The sequence below is a fragment of the Flavobacterium sp. AC267 genome, assembly GCF_979258715.1.
This window is the reverse complement of record NZ_OZ409875.1, coordinates 3,640,001-3,663,627: the sequence shown is the minus strand read 5'-3', so window position 1 is coordinate 3,663,627 and position 23,627 is coordinate 3,640,001. Positions and strand designations below refer to the sequence as shown.

Here is a 23,627-nt window from a genome sequence, read left to right as displayed (position 1 = left end):
ATATTGGCAGTAATAAAACGGCAAATAAAAAGGCCAGTAAAACTGGTGTAAAAATATCTTTTCCGGTACAAAAAATAAATGCAAAACAAATTAAAGTAACAAGAATAAAGCACAGTTTTGCATAAAAAGGTAAAGTAATAGACCGAGTCATTTTGTAAAGATTTAGCTGAATTTATAAAACAAATATTACACTTTATCTGCTATTTTTTGTTCCAGCTTTTCTTTTCGGCGTTATACAATTCCCATTATTTTTTTAATCAAAAAATTCTCTTTCCTCATATCTGGCCGGAATTATAGAAATTCCTTTTTGCAATAATAAATTGTTTGGAAAAATAATTTTCTCGCCTTCTTTGGTTTTTAAACTTACATGAAAGGTGTTTATATCTTCTATTTCCGCTTCAATCGGGAAATCTTTATCGTGTATTTTTATGGTGTCTCCAATTCTAAACGGAAAGGAAAAGAATAAAATCATTCCCGAAGTAATGTTGCTTAAAATAGACCATTGCGCAAACATCGCAACTCCAATTACGGTCGCAATAGAAGAAATAGTAATAAATATATCCTGCGTTTCAACTCCCCAAACGACGATTAAACTTGTTGTAACCAATATATTCATTAGAATATTAATATACTTGATTACCAAATTGGTTCGATGTTCAAACAAGTGACTTGTAGAAGCAAATTGCTTGATTAATTTGGCAATAATCATTCTAAGAACAACAAGAACAAGAATAAGAATTATGGTGGCTAATATTTCGCGTACTGTACTCTTTAACGGAAAACATAAATTATTTTTTACACTAAAGTACTCAAAAAATCGTAAACTTTGGCTGTCGGAAGTCCCATAACATTCGTATAAGAACCTTCTACTTTTGCAACTGCCATAAAACCAAACCATTCCTGAATACCATATGCTCCAGCTTTATCATAAGGTTTGTAATTTTCGATGTAGTATAAAATAGCTTCGTCTGATAAATCATTAAATGTAACTTTCGTGATGTCGTGCAACGAGGGTAGAACCTTCATTAGTTTTAAAGCACACAGATGTAATTACTTCATGAGTCGTGTTAGACATCGATTTAATCATTTCAAAAGCTTCTTCGGCGTTTTTCGGTTTTCCCAGCGCTTTATTTTGATGCCATACAATCGTATCGCTGGTCACTAAAATCTCATTTTCGATTAGTTCACCATCAAAGGCTTTGGCTTTTAGTTCTGCCAAATAATCGGTGATTGCAGCAGACTTTTAATTCTGGCGGATAAATTTCTTCGACATCTTTTAAGCGAATTTCAAAATCAAGATCTAAATCCTTAAAAACTGCTGTCTTCTTGGAGAACCAGAAGCTAAAATGATTTTGTATTTTTTTAGTTTTTCTTTAAGCATTGTATTTGATATTTAAGGCAATAACCAGGATTGATAAAATTCCGAAGAACAAAATAAGTTTTAAGATCGTACTCAAATGATGAAAATCTTTTTGAGATTTTGCAGTGAATATTTTTACGATAAAATATAATAGAGGTGCTAAAACCGTAACAAAAGAATAAAAAACAGCTATATAAAGCTTATTTTCCATGAAATAAATATTGCAGTAAAGTGCAGATAATATAAAGGCAATAACAGCAAATCCTAAAGCGATTTTTGCGACTCTATTAATTCCAATAGCAATCGGTAAAGTATTCATTCCTTGATTATAATCTCCATTTACATCTTCAATATCTTTAACAATTTCACGGATAAAATTAATCATGAAAGCAAACAAAGCATAATCTGTCAATATGGAAAATAAACTAGCCATTTGTGCTTGATTTTGACCGTTCGTTGCGGGAAAAAGATCAAAAACACCAATAATTAAAACACTAACAGCAAGAAGCAGAGCGACTACAAAATTGCCCAGAATCATGATTTGCTTTAAAGTTGTCGCGTAAAAATATAAAAGCGAGGCAATAAGAATAAAAAGTGAAGCAAATGTAGGCCTCAAAATAATATTCGATAAAATAAAACCAATAGCAACACCAGAAATATTTAAACCAATATAAATGTTGTAGGTCGCTGTTTCGCTTATTCCTTTGCCAACCACAACATCATTTGGTTTATTGATGCTGTCGGTTGCAATATCATAAATATTATTAATAACATACCCCGCCGCTGCTAGTAAAACGGTGCTTAAAACTAATAATCCGTACTGCCAGTCAGACAAAGCCAAAGGAATGTCCTGCTGTTTTAAAAAGCATAACGAAAGAGAAACTGCATAAAAGCAAGCATCAACAGGTTTTTATAACGAATAAGTTTTAGAAATTTCATTTTTTTTAGGTTCTGAGGGGCTAAGGTTCTAAGGTTCTGAGGTTTTTATTTACTGAAAACTGCGACTGAAAACTTTAATCGTGTTTCCCATTAAAATACTCCATCCATTTTCCTTGTACTTTCATAACTTGTTCTATTACATCTCTTACCGCGTCGCGTCCGCCCTTTACATGCGAAATATAACGGGAGATATTTTTAATTTCTGGACTCGCATCTTGCGGGCAGGTTGGAAGTCCAACTAATTTCATAACATGAAAATCGGGAATATCATCTCCCATATACAACACATTTTCAGGTTTAATATCATAAAGATCAGTATATGACGCAAAAGTTTTAACTTTATCAGGAGTTGCTAAATGAATGTCTTTGATGCCTAAGTTTTGAAGTCGAATGCGAACGCCTTCATTCGCCGCCAGAAATAACGCATACATGGTAACCGCTTTCAATTGTCGCTTTCATTGCAAAACCATCACGAATATTCATTGTTCTTAACATTTCACCTTCGTTGGTTACAAAAACAGAACTGTCTGTAAGTACGCCGTCTACATCAAAAACAAAGGTTGTGATGTCATTCATTATTTCTTTATAACTTTTTGCCATTATGCTGTATAGATTGTGTTAGAATTTTATAGATATTTTTTTTGTTTTCATTTTGTAAAAAAGCCAAATGCGAATCGATTGTAACCGTATCATTGCGTTTAGCAGGTCCTGTCTGCGCATCAGCTGGATTAAGCGTATTGATTTTATCTGCTGTTTCCTGAATTAAAGGTTTTAAAATAGCAAAAGGAACTTGATTTTCTTCACAGATTTCTTCTCCAATCTGGTATAAATGATTGGTGAAATTATTCACAAAAACAGCCGCAACATGAAGTGCTTTTCGCTGTTCTGAGTTTATCAAATAAACAGCGGTAGAGATACTTTTAGTCGCCGTATCCAAAAGATTAAAGTCGGCTGTGTTTTCTGCTTCCAGACAAAATGGAATAATCGAATAATCAACGTTTTTATTCTTAGAAAAAGTCTGAAGCGGATAGAAAACACCACGTCGATTTTTTTCATCTAAAACATCGATTGAAGATGTTCCAGAAGTATGTACCACAAATTGATTGTTGAAGGGAAGCTGTTTTGAAACTTCAGAAATTGCATTATCTGAAACTGCAATTATATGCAGGTCAGCGGGTTGTAATTCATTCAAGTCAGTAACAATCTTTTCGTAATCAACTAGGTGAAGCAAAGCTTCTTTATTTCTCGAAAAAACCTGTTTAATTTCTACAGTTTTACTTGCTCCAAAAGCTTTTATCAAATGTTGTGCAACATTTCCGGAACCGATTATTGTTATCTGAATCATAAGAGCAAAATTAGTATTATTTTTTATAAAGATAATTTGTAACGAAAAGTTTTGTCGCAGATTATAACGTTTCAAATAATTTTTATTTGAAGTTCTGTTTTGTAATTATCAAAGCTAAAGTACAATAATCTTATTTTGGTATTTTTAGTAAATAGCAAATAAAAAAACCAGAGAAACTATTGATTGGTATTTTTGTAAGTATAAAACTATATTTTTGAGAATTTCATCAATTTTTGTATTATATATTTGGTTTTTATTAACAAAATACACCTGCTTCAAATCAACATTTTTAAGTACTTTTGTGCCACTTTTATACAATGTAATTCCTTAAAAATGGATAAAAAAATATTCTCTTTTTTGTTTTCTACACGATTAATGGCCGTTCTTTTTTTAACATTCGCAATTGCAATGGGTGTTGGAACTTTTATCGAAAGTAAATACAATACCGATACAGCCAGAATACTTATTTACAATACTTGGTGGTTTGAGGCGATAATGTTCGTTTTTATGATCAATTTCTTCGGAAACATTAAACGTTATCAATTGCTAAAAAAAGAAAAATGGGCGACCTTATTACTCCATTTGTCTTTTATTTTTATTCTTTTAGGAGCTTTTATTACACGATATATTAGTTATGAAGGAATGATGCCTATTCGCGAAGGCGCGGCAGAAAATCAGGTTTATTCAGATAAAACTTTTTTAACCATTTTTGTTGATGGTGAATATAAAGGGGAAATGAAGAGAAGGGTTTTTGAAAAAAGTCTTTTATTTTCTCCTGTTACTAATAATGATTTCAATATTTCTGGAAAGTTTGACGAAACTCCATTCGAAGTAACGTACTCTAATTATATAATGGGAGCGAAGGAAGTGGTTAAACCAGATCCAAACGGAACTTTATATCTTAAATTAGTTGAAGCTGGTTCAGGCGGACGTGAAGAACATTACTTAAAAGAAGGTGAAGTTCAGAACATTCATAATGTTTTATTTGCTTTGAATAAACCAACTGACGGAGCAATTAACATCAATACAACTGGAGAAAAATATACGATCCAAACTCCTTTTGAAGGTGAATTTATGCGAATGGCAGATCAATTTAAAGGAAAAGTATCGAAAGATAATGTACAGCCTTTAATGATGCGTTCTTTATATAGTATCGGTGATATCCGTATCGTATTCCCTGATCCTGCAATGAAAGGAAAAGTAGAATACGAATCAAATAATGATTATAAGTCTAAATCTCATACAGATGCTTTGGTAGTGAAAGTTAAAGCAGAAGGACAAGAAAAAGAAGTGATGTTGATGGGTTCTAAAGGTCAGGTTGGAGAAGCTAAAACTGTAAAAATTGGCAATATTGAATATTCGTTGTTCTACGGAAGTAAAGCTTATATTTTACCATTTAAAGTAAAATTGAACGATTTTATAGCTGAAAAATATCCTGGAACAGAAAAAAGTTATTCTTCGTATAAAAGTAAAGTAACAGTTCAGGATTCTACTGAAACTTTTGATGCAGATATTTTTATGAATCACGTTTTAGATCATAAAGGATACCGTTTCTTTCAATCTTCATTTGATCCAGATGAAAAAGGAACTGTATTATCTGTAAACCATGATTTCTGGGGAACTTCTTTAACTTATTTTGGATACTTTATGCTTTATATAGGTTTAATGGCAATTATGTTTACCAAACATTCTCGTTTTGGTGACTTGAAAAAGAAACTTGACGGCGTTAAAAAGAAGAAAGAAAAACTAATTACAATTTTAGTTTTAATGTTGAGTTTGAGTGGTTTTGCACAGCAATCACCACATGTTCATTCTCATGACCATGATCACGATCATGTCGCTGATCCAAATGATCACGCTAATCACGTTACTGCACCGCCAAGCAAGAAACAATTAGATTCTTTACTAAATATCTATAAAGCGCCAGAAGCTCATGCAAGAAAATTTGGACGTTTGATTATTCAGGATGCGGGCGGAAGAATGAAACCTATTAATACATTTTCTTCTGAATTACTTCGTAAAGTAAGCCACGACGACAAATACAACGGAATGAATTCTGATCAGGTATTCTTGTCTATGACACAATACGCTCAGGTTTGGATTCAAATTCCTTTGATTTATATTAAATCTGGAAATGATAGTATTCGTAAAATAATCGGTATTGATTCAAAAGATAAATATGCTCCATTTGTAAAATTCTTTGATGAGCAGGGAAATTACAAGTTATCACCTTATTTAGATGCCGCATATAAAGCCGCAAATCCAAATCAGTTTGAGAAAGATTATATCGAAACAGATAAAAAAGTAAACTTGATGGAGTCTGCTTTAAGTGGTAGTATTTTAAGAATATTTCCAGTTCCAAATGATCCAAATCACAAATGGGTTTCTTATTTAGAGCGCAATAATAATGGTTTTAAAGGAATGGATTCTACTTATGTAAATCAAATTCTGCCTTTATATTTTAGTGCGTTAAACAATGGTTCAATTGCCAAAAACTTTGACACAGCCGATAATTTAGTAGAAAGTATCAATGGCTTTCAAAAGAAATTCGGAGGAAAAGTAAGGCCAAGCGAACAAAAAATTGATGCAGAGATTGCCTATAACAAATACGACGTTTTTCAAAAATTACCGTATTGGTATATTACGGTAGCAAGCTTTATGTTCATTTTTATTATTGTAAACATCTTCTTTGAGAAAAAAGTGGCTTCGTATTACGATAAATGCATTCCATATTATGGTTGGATTGCTATTTGCGGTTCATACCGTAGGATTAATTGCACGCTGGTATATTTCTGGCCACGCGCCTTGGAGTAATGCTTATGAAGCAATCGTTTATGTAGCTTGGTCAACAATGTTCTTCGGATTGGCTTTTGACAGAAAATCAAAATTAACAGTGGCATCATCTGCTTTTGTTACTGCTATGATTTTAATGGCCGCTTACATGAACTGGATTGATCCTGAAATTGCAAACTTACAGCCAGTTCTTAATTCGTATTGGTTAATGATTCACGTTGCAGTTATTGTAGGTAGTTATGGTCCAACTGCATTAGGGTTTATTTTAGGTTTTGTTGCATTACTATTGATTTTCTTTACAACTGAGAAAAATAAAGCCAAAATGGAACTTAATTTAAAAGAGATTACCTATATCAACGAAATGGCTGTAACTATTGGTTTGATCATGCTGACTATTGGAAACTTCTTAGGAGGACAATGGGCAAACGAAAGCTGGGGACGTTACTGGGGCTGGGATCCAAAAGAAACTTGGGCTCTAATCTCGATTATGATTTATGCTTTTGTAATTCACGCTCGTTTTGTTCCTGCTTTAAGAGGAAAATGGTTTTTTAACTTAATGACGATGTTTGCATTTGTTTCAATTCTATTTACTTATTATGGAGTAAATTTCCACTTAGTTGGTTTACACTCTTACGCAAGCGGAGAGGCGCATTCATTAAGCTGGGTTTATTATTGTTTGATCTCAATTTCTGTAATTGGAGCAGTTACTTATCCAAAATATAGAAAATACTATAAAACTAAAAAAGTAAAAAAATAGATAATTAAATTAATTATTGATTCAGATGAAGAAGGTTCGACATAACGTTGAACCTTTTTTTGTTTAATTTCTATATCAACTTAATCTGAAAATTTACCCGTAAGAAGCAAGATTATACCTGTAATGAAAAAAATACAAATCAAAAAAATAATATGGCTTAATATAGATAAAAAGAAAGCTTTTGTTTTGGATAGTTTGTTGAAAAACTGAATGTTTGTCCAAAATATTAATATCATACCAATCAAATAAGTTAGAAACGAGAACTGCTGTAAGTGATTGGTATTGTTGAGATAAAATAATATAGGAAAAGTTATTATTTGAACAAAAAGTCTTTGTGATGCTTTAAAAGTATTCAATACAAAAAGCTCAACAAAATTATATCCCTGATTTCGGAAAACAATAAATGTTCCGATAGTATATAAAGGTATTGTAGCAATAGTTACCCAAGAAAAATGTGTTGCCGTCCATTCATTTATAGTTTTGTAATCCAGCGTATCATCTTGTGGTTCATTTATAAAATAATTGATATGAAAATAGTGATACAGAAAACCATAAAGTGTACCCAAAAGAACAACTAAAGACAGCGGTTTGAAATGCCTGACTCTTTTGCCTTCAATAAATTCGCGTATAGAATTTCCAGGTCTTGTAAATAATTGCCCTAAAGAATATAGGATCCCTTTATCAAAATGCAGTAAACCATGCTGTATATCATGCCATAAAAAATGAGAATTTATTTTATGGGTATCTGCGGGCTGACCGCAGTTATTACAGTAATGACCATTAAAAACCTGATGGCAATTTTTACATACAATTTCCATTACAATTAGATTTATAGTTATAAATTACTGACTTACATGTTATTAAAAATAGTAAAAAAAAAACGCATATTAAATTTAATATGCGTTTTTCGTTTTTATAAAAGATTAGGTTTAAACTTTTCCTAAAGTATAAAGTTGTTCCATTGTAGGAGTTAAACTTCCTCCAGCAGGTTCCAGTGTAATTCCGAAAGCTTCTGCAGAATCGGTTTGACTTACAGCAAATATTTTTTGTGTATTTCCTTCAAAATTATCCAGTAAACCAATACTCGTTGGTGTAAGAACAGGACTCAATTTTAAAGACCAAACTTGGTAAACCATTCCTTTTGGAGGCGCCGGCAGACCGGCCGCATCAATATAAGTCGTTTTTGTTTCTTTGTTCCAATATACTTTTGCAAAAGAGGAAGGAGAAACAGCCTGACCGCCCAGAGTTACACCAGTATTTTTAATATCTCTTACGATACTTAGGTTTTTCTCAGTTTGTTTATTCTGCTGATCTAAGTACGCAAATTCTCTTTGAATTTTATTTTTTTCATTTCCAACAGTAGAGATTGCGTCTTGAGTTTTGTTTAATTCTAAGGTTTGGTAACCTAAACCTAGCAATAACAATACAGTCACTGCCCAGCCCACATATTGAGACCAGTTTGAAGCGGGTTTCATGTCGACTACTTTACCGTGTTTAAGTTCTAAACGAGCTTTTATTTTCTCAAAATTCTCCACAGAATGGAAAGGAGAGAAGCTCGATGATAAAGCAATAATGGCCTTTTCGATCGAAATAATCTCCTGATCAACATTAGGATTATTTTTTGCCAGTTCAGCTATTTCTAGGTTTTCTTTTTCGCTCAATAAGCCATAAACGTACAACTCTAGAATTCCTGATTCTATATATTCTTGTGCTTCCATTATATTTTTAAATAATTACGTAAATCGTTAATACAGTTTCTGTTTTGGGTCTTGATAGTTCCCAGCGGAATCGCCAATTCTTCTGAAGCTTCTTGCTGGGTATATCCTTTAAAGAATAACAAATTGATGATTTCGATACATTTTGGTTTTAGTTTCTTTACGAACTCCTGAATCCCAATGGCATCAAGTTTATTAGCTAATTTATTACTGTCATCTAACAGATTTACGAAATTATCTGAGGAAAGGTTTTTTTGGCTGTTATTAAAGTTTTTAGAACGAAGCTTGTCGATCGAAGTATTGCGTGCAATATTAAGGATCCAAGTATAAAATCGGCCTTTACTTTCATTATAAGAATCGATGTTTTTCCAGATTTTGACAAAAACGTCCTGAAGAACATCTTCTGCTTCTTCTCGATTTTTGATTAAAACATGAATGACAGAAAATAAGCTTTTTGAGTACATGTCGTACAAATGCGTAAAAGCTTTTTCATCTTTTTTGTAAATTAAAACTAATAATTCTTCTTGACTCATAGATTTGGATTTAAGTTTAAATATATAAAGTTAGATGCAAGTTGGTTACCAGTTATAAAGATAATTTATTTTTTTTGGATTTTTTTTAATTTTTTTTGTAGTCCAAAGCCTAGGAAAATAAAGGGTTTTGAAAAAAATGTGATTTTTTTTACTTTTTTTAAAAACCAAAAACAATCCCGTTACGTAAATGTATTTAGAAGTAAGAGAAAGATCATAATAAATTAATGACGATTCAAAAACAGTATTATGAATATCGGAGATGTAATTAAAATATTAATTATCGGATTAACAACTGTTCTTGCATTAAGTGTTTTGAATAAAGATGATTTTAGAAAAGAAGCTGTTCATTATTATAAATTAAAAAGCTAACATTATGAATTTTATAAAAATAGTTGTGTCGCTGGTTTTTGTCTGTGTGTTTATAAAGCTTTATAAACAATAACAAACAAATGAAGTTCTTTAAAATTTAAAAATAAAAAAAGCTAACATATAGTATAGTTGATGCACTCGGACTTCCAATCGAAGATTTTTTTAATGGTCATTTCGAATTATATAAGAAGTTAAAAATTTTACAACATACAAGCCATTTGACAACATTTTGAAAGTTCGTTTTGACCGTGGGGGTTAAGAAAGTTTTCACTATAACCGAGTCATCAACTATAATTTAAATAAAAATATATTTTATATAAAAAGATTGCATAATAATTAATTCATGGTTTGATTTGTTTGTATGGGGGAAGCCTAACGTCTGATTAACGTTAGGCTTCATTTTTTTATTTAACTTTTGATTAATATAATTTAACGAAGCAAAACAGTTTTTGATAAGCGTATTTTAGCTAATTTTATAAAAAATTATACGATGAAAAATATAGCAATTTTAGTTTGCAGTGCATTATTTATGATAGCCTCGCAAATTCAGGCTCAAACAAGCCATAAACCTAAAACAGAAGTTATGACAAAAGAAAACATTTATCAATTTAAAGTTGAAGATTTATCAGGAGATACTTTTGATTTTTCAACTTTAAAAGGCAAAAAAATTATGATTGTCAATACAGCTTCAAAATGCGGTTTGACACCTCAGTACAAAGATTTAGAGGCTATTTACAAAGAATATAAAGATAAAGGTTTTGTAATTGTAGGTTTTCCAGCAAACAATTTTGCTTCTCAGGAACCTGGAACAGCCAAAGAAATTGAGTCTTTCTGCCAGCAGAATTATGGTGTAACTTTCCCAATGATGAACAAAGTTTCGGTTAAAGGAAAAGATATGTCTGAGGTTTATAAATTCCTGACTCAGAAATCTAAAAATGGTTTACAAGATTCTGAAGTAGAATGGAATTTTCAAAAATACTTAATTAATGAAAAAGGAGAATTGGTAAAAGTAATCAAACCAAAAACTTTACCAACAGATCCAGAAGTTATCAATTGGATTAAAAGTTAACAGCGTAACTATCTAAACCAAAAAATCCTCAAACTTAATTTTAAGCTTGAGGATTTTTTTTTAGGTTCAAAGGTTCAAAGAAACAGAGGTTTAAAGGAACAGAGATTGATTAAACTTTGCGGACTTTGCGTAAATCTTAGTGCCCTTGCGGTTAAAACTTACTTCAAAATTAACTGCATAAAAACCAAATCCAGCCAGTGGTCAAACTTGTAGCCAACTTCCCGAATTGTTCCTGTTGCTACAAAACCAAATCTTTCGTGAAAAGCGATACTTCCTGCATTAGCAAGATCAATTGCACCAATCATAACATGATACCCTTGCTCTTTGGCCAATCGAATTAATTCTGTCAAAAGTTTAGAACCAATTCCTTTTCCGATAACATGATCTACCACATAAACCGAATGTTCTACCGTAAATTGATAGCCTATTTTTTCTCGGAACTGTCCATAACTGCCAAAACCAACCACCTCACCATCTAGATCGGCTACTACAATCGGAAGGTTTTTAGCTGTTTTATCTTCAAACCATTTTTTCTGAACTTCTAATGTCTGAATTTCATAGCTGTAATTCGCCGTTGTGTGTAAAATAGAATGGTTGACGATTTCTAATATTTTTTGCAAATCATCTGCGACTGCTGGCCTTAAAACGATGTTCATATATTTTTTTGCTTATTTTTTGTTTAGTTCTACTAGAAGAGCGTCTGCGTCTTTAGAATCCCAGCCCATTTCTTTTGCAACAGCTTTGGCTTCTTTGGCAAATTCTAAAGCTTTCTTTTTATCTTTTATTTTATGATAAAGTTTCGCTTGAAGTAAATTACCATCATAAGAATCATTTAATTCTAAAGAATGATTAACCCAGAAAATCGCCTTCTTCAAACTTTCAGTATCGTTAATATGTTTTAAATATGTATTTCCAATTTCTTTTAGAAAACTGGCATCATTCCAAACTAATTTTTGAGTGTCCTCAAGTGTAACTTTTTTATAAAAATCCCATTTCTCTGTTCTTTCCGCCAAAGTTAAATCATATTTAAAAACCAGCGAATCAGTTTTTTGCAATCGAATCGATTTGGCAACTTCTCTTTGTTTGTAATAGTTTATAGTGTCTAAATTATCAACCAACGGACGAAGTAGTTCATTTACAATACTTTCAATTTTACGATCCACACGATTTTGAGAAGCTACAGTTGCAAATTCTTTTTGATGATTTAAAACATACTGAAATTCTCTCGATTTAATATCTGTAACACCATTTGCAATAACACGCCAATTTAACTCGCTCACCAATTGCGCATCAGATTGTGTATTAAGATACGCATGAGTTGCTGGAGACAATTCGGTTCTATCTTTTCCTTTTTTTAAGATATTTAAGTAGGTAAAGAACTTATCAGAATTACTCGGATCTGCCATAAATTCCTTTTCTAAATAAGGCAATTGCATTTTTGGATTCAAAGCATAACGAAGCTCATTTAGAAATTCTGCCTTTTTCATTTCGCCCTTTAAAGCATAAATCAGAGTTTCATTAGCATCTAAAAATAAAAAAGTAGGAAGCGATTTGGTTTTGAATTTATTCTTTAAAGCAATTCCTTCTTCTTTTTCAATGTTTTTATAGGTGCAGACATAATTTTTGTTCAGAAAATCAATAACTGCAGGATCACTTAAAACTTCTGTTTTCATTAAATTACAATGTGGACACCAATCGGCATAGAGCATTATAAAAAGAGGTTTTCCTTCTTTTTTAGCATTTTCCAAAGCTGTTTTATATGGAACATCAACGGGAACAAATTGATTTTGAGAATTTACAGCTTGAAAAGTAACAGTAAAAAAAAGTATAAGTAAGAAACGCATAGTATGTCTGGCTTTTATTAATTATTCGATTTTACAAATATATTTCCTTTTTTGAGAAAGAGACTTAATATATTCCTAATTATAATTTAAATCAACTGCGAAGTTTGTAACTTTGTAAGCAAGATAAAGAAAAATCAAATTGAGGATTTTCTTTAAAAAAAAGTAATACGCGATCAGAATGATTTACCCCAAAATTGCGCTTGCACAAAGCATTATCGAAATTTTATCTGCCAAAGGCATTATTAATATTATAATTTCTCCCGGATCAAGAAACGCACCATTAACGATTGGTTTTGCTCAAAATCCTAATTTCAAATGTTACAGTATTGCAGACGAACGCCGCAGCCGCTTTTTTTGCTTTAGGAATAGCACAGCAAACCAAACAGCCAACAGCGGTTGTTTGTACTTCTGGATCTGCTTTATTAAACTACTATCCCGCTTTTGCGGAAGCATTTTACAGCCAGATTCCTTTAATTGTAATCTCTGCAGATCGTCCGCAGAGTAAAATTGATATTGGTGACGGACAAACAATTCGTCAGGAAAATGTTTTTCTTAATCATTCTGTTTTTAATGCAAATCTAACAGAAGAAGCTTCAGAAAAAAATGATTTGAAAATCAATCTCGCGATAGAAACTGCGATACAGAAAAAGGACCAGTTCATATTAATGCACCTTTTGAAGAGCCTTTATATGAAACTACAGAAGTACTTTCTGTGCATCCAAAAATTACAAATTCGAAGCCAGAAAATAACGTAAGTACGATTGAAAATAGTGCCGAATTTGCATCCGTTTGGAACAATGCAAAGCGAAAATTAATCTTAGTTGGTGTAAATGAAGCAAACGTTTTGGATCAAGCAATAATAGAAAATTTAGCTTCAGATCCGTCAGTTGTAGTGCTTACAGAAACTACTTCGAACCTGCATCATCCAAGTTTTATTAATAGTATTGATACTTTAATTACACCATTTGACGATTCTGATTTTAAAGAATTTAACCCTGAAGTTTTAGTGACTTTTGGCGGCATGGTGGTTTCAAAAAGAATCAAAGGATTTTTACGAAAGTATAAACCGCAAGATCATTGGCATATTGACACTTTACGTGCTTATGACACCTTTGGCGCATTGACAAAACATTTTGAAATGCAACCAAATGATTTTTTCAAAGATTTGCTCTCCAAAACATCTTTTGCAGTAAGTGACTATTTTAGAGATATAGATGCTATTTATAAAATTAGATTAGTAAAAAGACAAGAATATTTAGAACAAATTAATTTTTCAGACTTTAAAGTTTTTGAGAAAGTAATTGGATCGCTTCCAAAAAACAGCATTCTGCAGATTAGTAATAGTTCTGCCATTCGTTATGCTCAATTAATTGATATTGACAAATCAATCGAAGTTTTCTGCAACCGCGGTACAAGCGGTATCGACGGAAGTACGTCAACAGCAGTTGGAGCGACGGTTGGAAATGGTAAACAGACTGTATTTATTACGGGAGACATTAGTTTTTTATATGACAGCAATGCCTTATGGAATTCTTATATACCCAAAAATTTTAAAATAATATTGGTTAATAATGGAGGAGGAGGAATTTTCAGGATTCTGCCAGGACATGAAGAAAAGCCTGTTTTCAATACGTATTTCGAAACGTCTCACCATTTAACTGCTGAACATTTAGCTAAAATGTATCATTGCAATTACTTTACCGCCAATGATTTGGAATCATTAAATAACAGTTTAGAATTACTTTACGATACAAACGATGCGCCTGCGATATTGGAAATCTTTACGCCGACAGCAGAAAATGATGTTATTTTAAAGCAATACTTCAAAAAATTGATTTAATTATTGTAAGTTAATTTTTGTTAAAAATTAGTTTTATTTCATAATAGTTTTTAGTTTTGGTTTTATAAATAATAACCAATACATAACATTATGAGCAAAAGAGAAGAATTAACTTTGAAGTATGCTTCAGATTTAAAAGAAAAATGCGGAGTAACTCCAAATATGGATTTATTGACTAAAGTAACAATTGGCTGTGGACCATCCATTTACAATGATGATGCTTCGACAGTTGCAGGTGACCAGCAGTCTGAATTAGATACAGTTAAAAATAATTTTTTAATTAAAAAATTAGGATTAGCAGACAGTCCAGCGTTGTTGGAAGCTATTCATTCTGTATTAGAAAAATACGGAAAATCGAACAAACACAAATACAGAGCAGTTGTGTATTATTTATTGACTGTACACTTTAAAAAAGAAAGTGTTTATAAATAGTCATTTAAAGTCAAAATGAAAGCGCCTTATTAAGGGCGCTTTTTGTTTTTAGTATTTTATCTCAAACATTTTCTATTTCCATTTTCAAACTTCGTACCTTTGCAACTCATAAACTTAGTTGCTTATCAACTTAGAACGTTAGAAAAATGCTTGAAATAGGAAAATACAATACACTTACTATATTACGTGATACCAAAGTTGGTTTATTTTTAGGAGATCCTGAAAATGATCCAGAAGGAATTCACGATGTTTTACTGCCAAATAAATATGTTCCAAAAGAATTCGAAATTGGAGAAGAATTAATCGTTTTCGTTTATCTGGATCATGAACAACGACCTGTATCTACGACTTTAGTTCCCTATATTTTATTGAACGAATTTGCTCTTTTGAGAGTAAACTATATCAATAATGTGGGCGCTTTTATGGATTGGGGAATGGAAAAAGATATTCTTGTTCCATTTAAAGAACAAGCGCGTCCGATGGAAAAAGGAAAGCGTTATTTGGTTTATTTATATATGGATAAGCAAACCAATCGTTTGGTAGCATCTAGTAAAACAAACCAATTCTTGAATAATGACCAGTTAACGGTTGAAAAAGGAGAAGAAGTAGATTTAATTGTTTCTCATATTACAGATATGGGAATTAATGTAATTATAAATGAGCAAGATAAAGGTCTTTTATACAAAGACGAAGTTTATGATGATTCTATTAGAACTGGCGACAGAATGCGCGGTTACATTAAAAATATCCGACCTGACAATAAAATTGATGTTGCCTTACAAGTACAAGGCGCTGAAAGTATTGAACCAAATGCAGAAAAGGTTTTAAGTGAATTAAGAGCCAGCAGAGGTTTTCTTCGTTTAAACGACGATTCGCATCCAGAAGACATTAAAACGGTTTTAAAGATGAGTAAAAAATCGTTTAAAAAAGCAATTGGTTCTTTATACAAAGAGAAACTAATTGAAATTAAGGAAGATGGAATTTATCTTGTAAACTAAAGAGTTTTTAAAATTCCAATTTTAAAATTCCAAAATCCAATGTGGGATTTTATAATTTAGATTTTAAGTACAATTCTAAAATATTGGAATTTGGAATTTAAAAAATATTGGAATTTAAAGTTGAAATTTGGAATTTAATAAAAATTGGAATTTTAAAAATAAATATAACACAAAAGGTCGCTCAATTAGAGCGACCTTTCGCTTTTTATTCTAGTTTTAAAAAAAATTGTAATTAAAAAAAAACAGAAATAAAATAATTCGAATCCATCTCAGAATAATGGCTTTAAAAATTTTAGAAATTACTCCATTGATGGTATGTCTTTTAAACAATTGATGTAAATATCTTAAAAGCAAAAAGAGAATTTCACGGCTTAATCCATTGGTTTATAAATAACTTTTAGAAAGTGTGAATTAGTACTTTTTCGTCTTTTTCGTTATCATTCATATACTAATTATAGATACAATTCTAACATTTAACCTTAGGTGTTACTTTTTTCTTTTCGAAGTTTCGACAAACACATAAATCATTTGCTCATTAATTGGTCTGTTACTAAAAACCGTAAAAAAATGAGCGACAAATTTTTTAAATTTTCTCAAAAAAATCATTTTTTAGGTTAATAAATCAGTGAAAGAAAATCATTCTGAAATCATAGAAATAAAATGTATCTCATTGATTTCTAGAGTGTAAAATTAATTATTATTTTTCTAAACTAATGTTAAAAAATGTTATTTTTTGGACGCATGACCCAATTGTTAACATTCAGCGTAATTTTCGTTAAGACTTAACCCGAATTGAGTAGGTAAAATTATAAAAATGCCTTATTTTTACCCTATAATTGTTTAAATAAAATAAATCAAAATGGATTGGATTACAGCCAGAGAGTTTGAAGATATAACCTATAAAAAATGTAATGGAGTAGCAAGAATCGCTTTTAACAGACCAAATGTTAGAAATGCATTCCGTCCTAAAACGACTTCAGAATTATACCAGGCCTTTTATGATGCGCAGGAAGATACTTCAATTGGAGTAGTTTTACTTTCTGCAGAAGGACCTTCGACAAAAGACGGCGTTTATTCTTTTTGCGGCGGAGGCGATCAAAATGCGCGCGGACATCAAGGATATGTTGGAGAAGATGGGCAAGCATCGTTTAAATATTCTTGAAGTACAGCGTTTAATTCGTTTTATGCCAAAAGTAGTAATTGCTGTTGTTCCAGGTTGGGCTGTAGGCGACGGACATAGTTTACACGTAGTATGCGATATGACTCTTGCGAGTAAAGAACATGCTATTTTTAAACAGACAGATGCAGATGTAACAAGCTTTGACGGCGGTTACGGATCAGCTTATTTGGCTAAAATGGTGGGACAGAAAAAAGCTCGTGAAATTTTCTTTTTAGGTAGAAACTATTCTGCTCAGGACGCTTTTGAAATGGGAATGGTAAATGCCGTAATTCCTCATGACGAACTTGAAGATACAGCTTACGAATGGGCTCAGGAAATCCTTCAAAAATCACCAACTTCTATAAAAATGCTGAAATTTGCAATGAACTTAACTGACGACGGAATGGTTGGGCGGCAAGTTTTTGCTGGAGAAGCAACTCGTCTGGCTTACATGACAGAAGAAGCCAAAGAAGGTAGAAATGCTTTCTTAGAAAAAAGAAAACCAAATTTCGGTGAAAATAAGTGGTTACCGTAAATAATTGTAGATTTCTGATTTTAGTCCCGAAGCGTCGGGATAGATTTTTTTAATCTATAATTCTTAGTCAGCGCATAATAATCTAAAATCTACACTCTAAAATCTAAAATAACAAATAATGAAACATTGGATTGAAGCCGCAAGACTGCGCACCTTACCTTTATCAGTTTCCGGAATTATAGTTGGAAGTATTTATGCATTATCAAATCCAACAGAAACTATTAATACGCCAACAGAAGTATTCAGCTGGAAAGTATTTGGTTTTGCACTTTTAACAACATTAGGATTGCAGGTTTTATCAAATTTTGCAAATGATTACGGCGATGGTGTAAAAGGTACCGATAATGCAGATCGGGTAGGGCCAATGCGCGCTATTCAGAGCGGTGTTATTACGCCTCAGGCAATGAAAAAAGCGATCATAATTACCTCAATACTGACTCTTTTGTCAGCTATGATATTAATTTATTTCGCTTTTGGAAAAGACAATTTCGGATATTCTATCTTTTTTCTACTACTAGGAATTGCTTGCAATCGCGTCTGCGATTCGATATACAGTAGGTAATTCTGCTTATGGCTACAGAGGATTTGGAGATATCTTCGTTTTTGTTTTCTTCGGACTTGTAAGTACATTAGGTGTAAACTTTTTATATGCAAAAGAAATTGATCCGCTTTTAATTCTTCCAGCAGTTTCAATAGGATTATTGAGCGTTGGAGTTTTAAATTTGAACAATATGCGTGATCAGGAATCAGATAAAAAAGCTGGTAAAAACACAATTGTAGTGCAGATTGGCGCAGACAAAAGCAAAGTTTTACCATTATTTTCTAATTGGTACTGCAATGCTTTTGGTAGTTGTTTTTGCCATTTTAAGCGATTATAATTTCGATCAATATCTTTTCTTACTGGCTTTTATTCCTTTGACTAAACATTTAATAACTGTTTACAAGAATCAAAACCCTAAATTATTAGATCCAGAATTAAAAAAACTGGCATTAAGCACATTTCTTCTTTCGATACTCCTTACAATTTGTATGATTTCATTGATTTCAGACATTATTGTAAACTTATTTTTAGGAGGAAGATAAAAACAAACGTTAAACTTTAAACTTAACAAAATGAAAATTACATTTTACGGACACGCTTCTTTAGCGATTGAAGTGGGAGGGAAAAATATTATTGTGGATCCTTTTATTACGGGAAATCCGCAAGTCTGCAGCAATTGATATTAATACACTAAAAGCAGATTATATCTTGTTGACACATGCACATAGTGATCACGTTTTGGATGTTGAAGCTATTGCAAAAAACACCAATGCGGTTATTGTTTCAAATGCTGAAATTACAAGTTATTATGCCAACAAAGGATTCAATTCACACCCAATGAATCACGGCGGAAGCTGGAATTTTGATTTCGGAAAAGTGAAATATGTAAATGCTATTCACTCCAGCAGTTTTCCTGATGGTACTTACGGCGGAAATCCTGGTGGATTTGTGATCGAAGGCGAACATAAAAATATTTATATCGCCGGAGATACTGCATTAACGTACGATATGAAATTAATTCCGCTTCGTACAAAATTGGATTTAGCAATTCTTCCAATCGGAAATAATTTTACAATGGATGTAGAAGATGCTATCATCGCTTCAGATTTTGTAGAATGTGATAAAATTTTAGGTTACCACTTTGACACTTTTGGTTATATCGAAATCAATCACGAAGAATCAATCCGTAAATTTTTCGATAAAGGAAAAGATTTAATGCTTTTACAAATCGGAGAATCTATAGAATTATAATTGGCATCCTGAGGATAGTCGAAAGAAGGAGCTAATCCTGCTTTCGGCTATATCTTTTAAGGCAAAGAAAAATTGCCTCAAACGAAGTTCACTAAACTCCAATTAAAATAAAATTTGGTGAAGTAATCGGGGCTAGGCAATCGTTTCCATAAGAAAGTTATTTGGCATAATCTATGTTATTATATAATGAAGTTTTTTTAAGTAAAAATCATTTTAATCTGTGAAATCTGTGGCAATTAAAGCATCATCACGAAATACAACTTTCAAAAAAATAATCCTATCGCTGTTTATTACAGTTTCCTTTACTGCTTTCGCACAGAAAGACGGTTATTGGGACAAAGAGCGAGCAACTACAAAAGAAATTATGGTTCCCGCACGCGATAGAATTTATATTGCGACAGAAGATCTTCCAGTTGGAACCACAGAAATCGTTTATCGCATTACACTTTTAGACAAAAATCAGGAACTGACCAATAGTTTGGTTTCTTTACTAAAAGCTATTCCAGATCCAACAGGCGTTAGTCAGGGATCCGCAGGAGCTGTTTTTTTGATGTCTAAAATTTCTGGAGATGACGAATGCACCTATTCGATTTTTACATCAAATGAAAATGCAAAAAAATATGTTGCAGACGGTAAAATTGATAAAGCTTGTTTTTCTCAGGCCGAACCTGTAAGCAAAGACGCAAAACGTTTATCGCTTGATAAATCTTCCTGCTTAAAACAAAATACCGGAACAATTTGGTTTGGTTTTGAAAGTAAAAATTGGATTCTAAGTCAGAAAGTAGTTTTAGAAGTTGTGCCTTGGGTCGATTCTAAATTAAACCGCGACTGGAACCAAGACAATAAAAACGAAATCATAAGTTTGTGTAAAACTTCTACAATGGCACAAAAAATGGCAAATTCAGATGATTTTTGTGTCTGCATTTTGAATAAAATCATGAAACAATATCGTTATGATGAATTCCAAAAATTATTAGCCGTCGAAAAAACAAAAGTGTATAAAGATTTTGGAAACGCCTGTTACAAAGATGCCGACATTTCTAAAAATGTATTCAACGACTTACGAACGCAGGCATCTTCATTAATAAAACTGCAAAAATACAATGAAGCCATTCCAAAAGCTGAACACTATAATAAGTGAAGGTAAAGCAACGGCTTTAGATTATAGTTCATTAGGATATTGCTACATTTTAACCAAGCAATATGCAAAAGCATTAAAAGCACTTCAAGAAGGCGAAAAGCTGGATGATACAGAATTAATGGTGAAGTTAAATTTAGCTCACACTTATTTAATTACTAACGATTACAGCGAAGCAAAAGCAATTTATAAAAAATATCAAACTCAAAATGTAACTGATAGTTTGAGCTGGGTTGCCAAAACAAAATTGGATTTTGCGACTTTTGAAAAAGCCGGACTTCCATCTAAGGATTTTGAAAAAGTGCTTAAACTTTATAATTAAAATAAACATTCATTGAAAGCTTCTTACCAAAAATATTTATTAAAATTTAAACGCCCTTCAGGAACTTCGAGAGGTATAATGACCGAAAAAGAAACCTGGTTTATCACTTTGGAAGAAAATGAAAAAAAAGGAATAGGCGAGTGCGGGATATTACGCGGCTTAAGCGCAGACGATCGTGACGATTATGAAGAAAAACTGCAATGGGCTTGTAATAATATTCATTTAGGCGAAAAAGCACTGTGGGAGGCCTTACTAGAATTTCCATCAATACAATTCGGAATAGAAATGGCTTTTCAATCCTTAAAAAGCGAAAATTCATATATTTTATTTCCGTCAGATTTTACTACAAACAAAAGTTCTATTGCAATAAACGGCTTAGTTTGGATGGGAGAATCTTCTTTCATGAAACAGCAAATAGAAGAAAAACTAGCCGATGGATTTAACTGTATCAAACTTAAAATTGGTGCAATAGATTTTGAAAAAGAATTAGAATTACTTCAATTTATTAGAAGTCATTTTTCACCAGAAGAAATCGAAATTCGAGTAGATGCAAATGGCGCTTTTGCTTCTGCAGAAGCTTTAGATAAACTTCATCAATTAAAACAATTTGAACTTCATAGCATAGAACAGCCTATAAAAAAAGGTAATGTAAAAGAAATGGCACAGCTTTGTAAAGAAACGCCATTTCCTATAGCTTTAGACGAAGAACTTATTGGTGTCTTTTCATTAGAAGAAAAAGAAAAGTTACTTCAGGAAATAAAACCACAGTATATTATTTTGAAGCCAAGTTTTATTGGCGGTTTCAGAGGCACCCAAGAGTGGATTTCGTTGGCAGACAAATATAATATCGGCTGGTGGATTACATCGGCTTTAGAAAGTAATATTGGTCTTAACGCCATTGCTCAATGGACATTCCTTCAAAATTCAAAAATGCCCCAAGGTTTAGGAACCGGAGCATTATATACTAATAATATAGATTGTCCTTTAGAAGTTAAAAATGGTAAGCTTTGGTACAATACCTCAAAAGGTTGGGGATTGTAGGTTCAGAGTTACAAAGGGAAAAAGGTACAGAGGGACAAAGGTTCAAAGGAGCAAAGATACAGAGCGAAAACTTTGCGCCTTTGTTCCTTTGCCACTCTGAACCTTTGTTTAAACCTTTGTCCCTTTGAACCTCTGAACCTATTTCCTTACTCTTTCCCGCCTAAAAGATTTTGTCGCCAATCTTTTAATTCCTGCCATTTTCCTTGATAGGCAAATAAAGCTTGTTTAGCCCAGGTACTTGGATTATGTATGGAGTAATTTTCGCCGCCTGCATCAAGTATAGATTGTAGTTTTTCAGTTGATGCTTGAGAAAGATCATACCATGTTGTAATGCCCGCATTATTTAATAATGCTTCTATTTTCGGACCAATTCCTTCTACAATTTTCAAATCATTATCTTTTATTTTTTTGCCTAGAACTGTTGCTCGCTAATGCGCTGTCAAAAGGAACTAATGTTGGTGCCGTGGCGGTAAATGACTGAGGTGCTATTTTAGGTTTCGCGACTAAATCTGCTTCTAATGTCGCTATTCGGGCATTTAAATTTCTAGTATTCGCTTTACAGGCATCCAAATCAGCTTGAAGGGATAATGCAAGCGAATCATCATTTTTCGAGTTCATTTTTCCAAGCAGGTAACCTAAAATCCCACAGATTAATCCCACTAGCACAGGTATTAAGATACAAGGTATATTCATGATCGTATGTTTTGATTAGTTATTTAATTGTAATTACTGTTCTTCTGTTTGACGCTTTTCCTTCTGAAGTGTTATTATCACCAATGGGTTCATCTGGGCCTTTAGACTGGGTTTCGATCCTAGTTTGTTCTATTCCGTTTTTAGAAAGATAACTTTTAGAAAATTCAGCTCTTTTTTGTCCTAAAACAATATTTGAATCACGGTTTCCAACATTATCAGAATGTCCAACAGCTAAAACAACAGCATCTTTTACATGTTCTGTATACTTAATAATATCGGCCACTTTTTGTTTTTCTACACTGCTTAAAGTTTGGCTGGACTGATTTGTGTTAAAGTGAAGAAGCGACGGATCTGCGTTTATCTTGTCTTTTAAAGCGCTCCATTCGTCGTTTGTAACGGCAGTAGAATCAATAGTTCCAAAGGTATAATCTGCAGGTCCTAAAAGAGTATCTGCACTCGTTTTCCAATTGTCTATTATTTCACCTTTGGTAATAAACTGTTTTTCAGTTAATCCTTCTGATACAAAGTAGTTCTTAACATCATTTGCCCTTGCCAGACCCAGGCTCTCAAAAGATGTAGTATTTTTTTCATCTGACAAAGCGTAACCAGTTATTGTTACTTGTCGCTTTGGATTTGAAGCCAAGAATGTCTTTAATTTCTGAATTCCAGTTATAATAGAATCACTTACAGGCATTATTAAAATAGCGCTGTTTTTAAGGAACTTGAAATTATCATTTGTACGATATTCAATTCCCGAACCATTCAATTCAAACGGAACAAAATTAGGCTCTTGAACAGCAGTTGAAGCTGTTTTGGGAGTATCATCCGTTGGTGTTTTCTCATTGCAGTTGCGACAAAATTTCAGATACAGATAAGTACCCAAAATAATGGTTATTGCAATGCCTAATACATAAAGTGCTTTTTTAGACATAGATGATAAAGTTTAGATTCTA

17 protein-coding genes and 8 pseudogenes are annotated in these 23,627 nt (G+C 32.3%); 12 read left to right on the top strand and 13 right to left on the bottom strand.

Going from position 1 to position 23,627, the window contains the following annotated elements; all coding sequences use genetic code 11:
* Positions 1-253: 253 nt before the first annotated feature.
* The 5 genes and pseudogenes from ACZZ95_RS19340 to ACZZ95_RS19320 form a co-directional block, all read right to left on the bottom strand.
* Positions 254-709, bottom strand: coding sequence for a mechanosensitive ion channel domain-containing protein (locus tag ACZZ95_RS19340; protein WP_463470274.1), 456 nt, complete (start codon positions 707-709; stop codon positions 254-256).
* A gap of 86 nt (positions 710-795) precedes the next feature.
* Positions 796-1,381: pseudogene (locus tag ACZZ95_RS19335) on the bottom strand (Maf-like protein).
* Positions 1,374-2,260, bottom strand: a pseudogene (locus ACZZ95_RS19330) (geranylgeranylglycerol-phosphate geranylgeranyltransferase). The pseudogenes ACZZ95_RS19335 and ACZZ95_RS19330 overlap by 8 nt, the downstream one beginning before the upstream one ends.
* Before the next feature lie 113 nt (positions 2,261-2,373).
* Positions 2,374-2,899, bottom strand: a pseudogene (locus ACZZ95_RS19325) (KdsC family phosphatase).
* The gene (locus ACZZ95_RS19320; RefSeq protein ID WP_463470273.1) at positions 2,883-3,644 is read right to left on the bottom strand and encodes a Rossmann-like and DUF2520 domain-containing protein; all 762 of its coding nucleotides are present in this window, start codon (positions 3,642-3,644) and stop codon (positions 2,883-2,885) included. Before ACZZ95_RS19320 ends, ACZZ95_RS19325 begins: the two are co-directional and overlap by 17 nt.
* A 333-nt stretch (positions 3,645-3,977) precedes the next feature.
* Here ACZZ95_RS19320 and ACZZ95_RS19315 point away from each other — a divergent pair.
* Positions 3,978-7,194: pseudogene (locus ACZZ95_RS19315) on the top strand (cytochrome c biogenesis protein).
* A gap of 80 nt (positions 7,195-7,274) precedes the next feature.
* On the opposite strand, the gene ACZZ95_RS19310 reads toward ACZZ95_RS19315, so the two are convergent.
* The 3 genes from ACZZ95_RS19310 to ACZZ95_RS19300 form a co-directional block, all read right to left on the bottom strand.
* The gene (locus ACZZ95_RS19310) at positions 7,275-8,012 is read right to left on the bottom strand and encodes a DUF3667 domain-containing protein (protein WP_463470272.1); all 738 of its coding nucleotides are present in this window, start codon (positions 8,010-8,012) and stop codon (positions 7,275-7,277) included.
* A 111-nt stretch (positions 8,013-8,123) separates the two neighbouring features.
* Positions 8,124-8,912: an anti-sigma factor gene (locus ACZZ95_RS19305; RefSeq protein WP_463470271.1), complete on the bottom strand. Its 789-nt coding sequence runs from the start codon at positions 8,910-8,912 to the stop codon at positions 8,124-8,126.
* Positions 8,912-9,442: an RNA polymerase sigma factor gene (locus ACZZ95_RS19300; protein ID WP_057117904.1), complete on the bottom strand. Its 531-nt coding sequence runs from the start codon at positions 9,440-9,442 to the stop codon at positions 8,912-8,914. The genes ACZZ95_RS19305 and ACZZ95_RS19300 overlap by 1 nt, the downstream gene beginning before the upstream one ends.
* Positions 9,443-9,688: 246 nt before the next feature.
* Here ACZZ95_RS19300 and ACZZ95_RS19295 point away from each other — a divergent pair, with 246 nt between their 5' ends.
* Positions 9,689-9,811: a hypothetical protein gene (locus tag ACZZ95_RS19295; protein ID WP_463470270.1), complete on the top strand. Its 123-nt coding sequence runs from the start codon at positions 9,689-9,691 to the stop codon at positions 9,809-9,811.
* 490 nt (positions 9,812-10,301) lie between these two features.
* On the top strand, positions 10,302-10,880 hold the full coding sequence (locus tag ACZZ95_RS19290; RefSeq protein ID WP_463470269.1) for a glutathione peroxidase: 579 nt from the start codon (positions 10,302-10,304) through the stop codon (positions 10,878-10,880).
* 158 nt (positions 10,881-11,038) lie between these two features.
* Here the strand turns inward: ACZZ95_RS19290 and ACZZ95_RS19285 are convergent, their stop codons facing one another.
* Positions 11,039-11,536 (bottom strand): GNAT family N-acetyltransferase, encoded by a 498-nt coding sequence (locus tag ACZZ95_RS19285; RefSeq protein WP_463470268.1) that lies wholly within the window; start codon positions 11,534-11,536, stop codon positions 11,039-11,041.
* A 12-nt stretch (positions 11,537-11,548) separates the two neighbouring features.
* The gene (locus tag ACZZ95_RS19280; protein ID WP_463470267.1) at positions 11,549-12,724 is read right to left on the bottom strand and encodes a thioredoxin family protein; all 1,176 of its coding nucleotides are present in this window, start codon (positions 12,722-12,724) and stop codon (positions 11,549-11,551) included.
* Positions 12,725-12,902: 178 nt separating this feature from the next.
* Here ACZZ95_RS19280 and menD point away from each other — a divergent pair.
* The 9 genes and pseudogenes from menD to ACZZ95_RS19235 all read left to right on the top strand — a co-directional run bounded on the left by menD (position 12,903) and on the right by ACZZ95_RS19235 (position 21,981).
* Positions 12,903-14,564: pseudogene (gene menD, locus ACZZ95_RS19275) on the top strand (2-succinyl-5-enolpyruvyl-6-hydroxy-3-cyclohexene-1-carboxylic-acid synthase).
* Positions 14,565-14,654: 90 nt separating this feature from the next.
* Positions 14,655-14,996 (top strand): DUF2853 family protein, encoded by a 342-nt coding sequence (locus ACZZ95_RS19270; RefSeq protein WP_463470266.1) that lies wholly within the window; start codon positions 14,655-14,657, stop codon positions 14,994-14,996.
* A 146-nt stretch (positions 14,997-15,142) separates the two neighbouring features.
* A complete protein-coding gene (locus ACZZ95_RS19265; RefSeq protein WP_463470265.1) occupies positions 15,143-15,994 on the top strand; it encodes a CvfB family protein in 852 nt (283 codons plus the stop codon).
* Between the two features lie 859 nt (positions 15,995-16,853).
* A pseudogene (locus tag ACZZ95_RS19260) lies at positions 16,854-17,688 on the top strand (1,4-dihydroxy-2-naphthoyl-CoA synthase).
* 118 nt (positions 17,689-17,806) lie between these two features.
* A pseudogene (menA, locus tag ACZZ95_RS19255) lies at positions 17,807-18,771 on the top strand (1,4-dihydroxy-2-naphthoate octaprenyltransferase).
* Positions 18,772-18,801: 30 nt separating this feature from the next.
* Positions 18,802-19,480: pseudogene (locus ACZZ95_RS19250) on the top strand (metal-dependent hydrolase).
* A gap of 220 nt (positions 19,481-19,700) precedes the next feature.
* Positions 19,701-20,621 (top strand): tetratricopeptide repeat protein, encoded by a 921-nt coding sequence (locus ACZZ95_RS19245; RefSeq protein WP_463470264.1) that lies wholly within the window; start codon positions 19,701-19,703, stop codon positions 20,619-20,621.
* Positions 20,584-20,940 (top strand): tetratricopeptide repeat protein, encoded by a 357-nt coding sequence (locus tag ACZZ95_RS19240; protein ID WP_463470263.1) that lies wholly within the window; start codon positions 20,584-20,586, stop codon positions 20,938-20,940. Before ACZZ95_RS19245 ends, ACZZ95_RS19240 begins: the two co-directional genes overlap by 38 nt.
* Positions 20,941-20,952: 12 nt before the next feature.
* Positions 20,953-21,981: an o-succinylbenzoate synthase gene (locus tag ACZZ95_RS19235; protein ID WP_463470262.1), complete on the top strand. Its 1,029-nt coding sequence runs from the start codon at positions 20,953-20,955 to the stop codon at positions 21,979-21,981.
* A gap of 146 nt (positions 21,982-22,127) precedes the next feature.
* Here the strand turns inward: ACZZ95_RS19235 and ACZZ95_RS19230 are convergent, their stop codons facing one another.
* From ACZZ95_RS19230 to ACZZ95_RS19220, 3 genes are read right to left on the bottom strand one after another with little or no spacing between them, the layout of a single operon-like run.
* Positions 22,128-22,370 (bottom strand): hypothetical protein, encoded by a 243-nt coding sequence (locus tag ACZZ95_RS19230; protein WP_463470261.1) that lies wholly within the window; start codon positions 22,368-22,370, stop codon positions 22,128-22,130.
* Positions 22,371-22,374: 4 nt separating this feature from the next.
* Positions 22,375-22,674, bottom strand: coding sequence for a hypothetical protein (locus ACZZ95_RS19225; RefSeq protein ID WP_463470260.1), 300 nt, complete (start codon positions 22,672-22,674; stop codon positions 22,375-22,377).
* 19 nt (positions 22,675-22,693) lie between these two features.
* Entirely contained in the window at positions 22,694-23,605 is a 912-nt protein-coding gene (locus ACZZ95_RS19220) for an OmpA family protein (protein ID WP_463470259.1), read from the bottom strand.
* Between the last annotated feature and the right edge of the window lie 22 nt (positions 23,606-23,627).